The organism is Oleiphilus sp. HI0128, assembly GCF_001635365.1.
In genome coordinates, this window is record NZ_LWGG01000685.1 from 1 (window position 1) to 555 (window position 555).

The 555-nt window shown below is 45.9% G+C and carries 2 protein-coding genes; one reads left to right on the top strand and one right to left on the bottom strand.

Features of this window, described 5'->3' with window-relative positions; translation table 11 throughout:
- Window positions 1-283 (top strand): ketopantoate reductase C-terminal domain-containing protein (locus A3763_RS08465; RefSeq protein WP_304440806.1); only part of this gene is annotated, 283 nt, incomplete at its 5' end.
- A 68-nt stretch (window positions 284-351) separates the two neighbouring features.
- On the opposite strand, the gene A3763_RS08470 is transcribed toward A3763_RS08465, so the two are convergent.
- The coding region (locus tag A3763_RS08470; protein WP_197482856.1) for an ATP-binding domain-containing protein at window positions 352-555 on the bottom strand (204 nt) is incomplete at its 5' end.

Genomic DNA, 555 nt, shown 5'->3' on the forward strand with positions numbered 1-555 from the left:
ACGTTTTATTGAAGGTTGGCCAATACTGAAGCTAGAACTTAGCGAGCTGCTAAACACAGCAAGCTACCCTCTTTCCGGTGATGAAATCGAAACGCTGGTTTTCGATGTGATGCAAAAAACCAGCACAAATATCTCCTCTATGCTACAAGATATTCGCGCGGGTAAACGCACTGAAATTGATGATATCAATGGCTTTGCAGCCCGGTTTTTGGCTCAGCATACCTTAAGTAGCGAAGTGAATAGTTATTTGGCGAGCAAGGTTAAGGCTCTGCCTACACATTGAACCATCGAGTTCACAGAGCGCTTCGCTGCACAGAGGAAAGATAACACCCTAAGACTTTAGCTGAGTATTCACTCCAAAAAAGCTTTTTCCAGAGCCTGCGTATCGGCCCATATATCACAACGCTGTTTAGCCCGCGTAAGACCGGTATATAATAGCGAACGCGATAAAAGTTCTTTAGCGTAATCAGCAAGAAGAATCCCGACACGCTGGTACTCTAAGCCCTGACTTTTGTGCACCGTCATCGCGTAAGCAGGTTGCCAGGCTTTGAGCCT